Here is a 2,701-nt window from a genome sequence, read left to right as displayed (position 1 = left end):
AGTCTTTTGCCGTGGACGGTGGCTAGCTTAACCGTTTACGCCGTTATGAGGACACTATGAACAAATTGACAGCGATTGGCGCGTTTTGCGCTTTTGCCGGTATGTATTTCGTGAAAAATACCGGAGTGAATACGCAAATTTTCATCATGGCGTCTTGCCTTGGCATCGTCATGATTTCCGAGTTTGTGGACTACCTCAATCGCCGCCGCTCTGGGTCTTGACCGCCATGACGGTGCGCGCCACTTGTGCGTTGATCTGTCTCACCAGTTCCGCCGATGGTTTTTTAGCCTGCGCTGTCAATTTCACAAGGCTTTGCGCGTAAGCCGGATCAAACATTGCTCTGGCAAAATACATTCTTACGGCTTTATCCCCATGGCGTTTAGCCATTTCCCGCACCGTATGAACGGCTCCTGCCGCGATGCTGCCGCCAATCCACCCACCGGCCTGACTACCAGCGCCATAAGCACCGATGTTTACAATGGCAGACATGACGGTGGATTGAGGCTTGCCGTCTGCCACTCTACCTGCCGCTTTTAAAAGTTCCTGCGTCTGAGACCCACCGATGGGACTTCCCTGTGTTAGCCGCTGTGTAATGGCAACCGCTTGCCGCACTTTGTTTAACTCCGCAACTTCCTTCGGCGAAAATAACTTCTGAATGGTCGGATCGAGTTGTTTCAACTGCTCTGCAACGCGCCCGAAGCCTACCCTGTCCGCTGCCAGTGGCCGCACGATTTTTTCGGTAAGATATTCCAGAAATGCGCTTTTCAGTCCTGCCATGGCGCGCGGTTTGTCTTTGATTCTAGACAGTATCGGTTGTAGTGCCTGACGCTGTTCCCGCCCTTTTCCCGCCATGATTGTGGCAAAAAGCTGCTCCGTATCAGCCCCGGTAATTTTGACTAAATCCCTGTATCCCTGCTGGCTGCGAACTATTTTTAAAAACTCGTCATGCAACCCAAGTTTTCCAAGTTGACGGCGATTTTCTTTGAACCATCGCATGATTTGCGCGTCGGAGGGGTTTTTGTCTAAAAGTGCCCCGAGCTGTTGCTGATAATGGCTGCGCATGGCGGTTTGCGCCTCATCGCGGCCTATTGCGCGGATAATGTCATCTACGCCAGTGTCCGTAGCAAATTTCTGCGCTACGTTCTCAAGCCTGCGCGCTGCTTTAGCCTGTTTTACGCTGTCCCTGCCGAACCTGCCAAAAAACTCTTTGGACGAAAAATCATTGTAGGCATTGAGCAACGCCGCAACGTCCTGCCCGGGCTCCACTTCCTGCAACGTTTTTTGAATGGCCTTGTTGCGCGACAAAAGGTCAGAGATCAGTTTTTCATCACCGCCAGCCTTTGTCGGCATGGGTTTGCCGGTCAGCCGTTCATATTCTTTGGCCAGACGTTTGTGAAATGCCTGTTCTGTTTCCCCTGCCACGCGCATAGTCGGTCTGCCGCTGGCGTTGACCGTTTTAATGGCCGTGTCAATGTCTGGAGCCTGCTTGCTCTGTAGGGATGTGATGCGCAGCGCGTTTTCTTCAAGTTCCGCCGCCAGTTTATCTGGAAAAACTGGAGCGCCGTTGTACTCGGCCAGCTTTCCTGTCCGCGCCATCGACGCTACCGCCGCGACGTCTTCGTCTAGGGAAGATTTGATCTGCATCAGCGCCGCCACGACGCTATCTTTGCCCTGCGTGGAAGCTTTGCTGATTTCGTCGTTTACCGTCCGGCGCGCCCCCATGAGGGTATGCAACGTGCTGCCCTTTTTGGCAAAGCGCTGGGCAATCGCGTTGCTTATTTTTTCCACTTCTTTAAGCGGTTCATCACTCAACTTCTTGCTGCCCAATAACTCCTTGATAGTGGCCCTGGTGCTGTCGATTTGTATTGGGTAATCCGGTATCAACTCTTCGAGTTTGCGCATTTGCTCCTTGTATGGGGTTTGCGCCGTCTCGATGGCTTCCAGAACCTGTTTACCCGTGGACTGCCCGTCAGTTTGCGCCAGGGCTGTGCGTTCGGCCTCAATGCCGCCGCGCTGTTGTGACAACTCATCTACAAAGTCGGCCTTGCTGCCCTTTTGCATGCCTCGCAGTTTGGATTCAACCGCACGAACATTGCCTTGCAACATATCGTCGGCTTGTCCCTGCACCCCTTCGAGTCCGGGCTTGCCTGCCGACCCGCTGATAACGCTGCGCTCAAGGCTTATCAGGTCGCGGTTATTGGCCCCCATACCATGCGTGAATTTAAACCCAGGCACAGAATCGGCGACCTTTTGCGCCTGTTGCAGCAATTTACGGTCGCCAGTTTTTCGAAATTCCGTGAGCAGCCGCGACACTTCTTTTTGCGCCCCTTGCTGCGTCATGGGTAATAATGATTTTGCGCCGCGAGCGGTAGCTTTCACACCGCGCCACAGTTGCGGGACAGCCGCACCCATACCAAGGCCCAACGCTTCAGACTGTGCCCCTTCAAGCAGGTTGCCGACAGCGGTTTTGGCCGATTCTTGCATGGTCCGACCCGGGACCACTCCCAGGAACTCGTCGAGAGCGTCCGCCCCCGTTTCACCTATGGCGTATCCTAGCGCGCCGCCCGCCACGCCACCCGTGGTGATCCCCGTTGCAGTGCCAGCAACGGGAACAATTGATCCAGCCGTTCCGCCGCCAACGCCACCAATAACGCCCCCGGCCATGCCGCCGAGCAATGGCAGGGCGGTATGTGCCGCATCA

Annotated in this window: 2 protein-coding genes; one reads left to right on the top strand and one right to left on the bottom strand. The window is 54.7% G+C overall.

Features of this window, described 5'->3' with window-relative positions:
• Positions 1–56: 56 nt before the first annotated feature.
• On the top strand, positions 57–221 hold the full coding sequence (locus tag LHW45_11325; GenBank protein MCB5286159.1) for a hypothetical protein: 165 nt from the start codon (positions 57–59) through the stop codon (positions 219–221).
• Here the strand turns inward: LHW45_11325 and LHW45_11320 are convergent.
• The coding region (locus LHW45_11320; GenBank protein MCB5286158.1) for a hypothetical protein at positions 196–2,701 on the bottom strand (2,506 nt) is incomplete at its 5' end. The genes LHW45_11325 and LHW45_11320 overlap by 26 nt on opposite strands.

The organism is Candidatus Cloacimonadota bacterium, assembly GCA_020532085.1.
GTDB lineage: Bacteria > Cloacimonadota > Cloacimonadia > Cloacimonadales > Cloacimonadaceae > Syntrophosphaera.
The sequence above is the reverse complement of the archived record's forward strand: the minus strand, read 5'-3'. Positions and strand labels throughout refer to the sequence as shown.

What these genes read in the sequence shown, in the direction of transcription:
- LHW45_11325 (MCB5286159.1), top strand. Translation starts at nt 57, where the DNA reads ATGAACAAATTGACAGCGATTGGCGCGTTTTGCGCTTTTGCCGGTATG.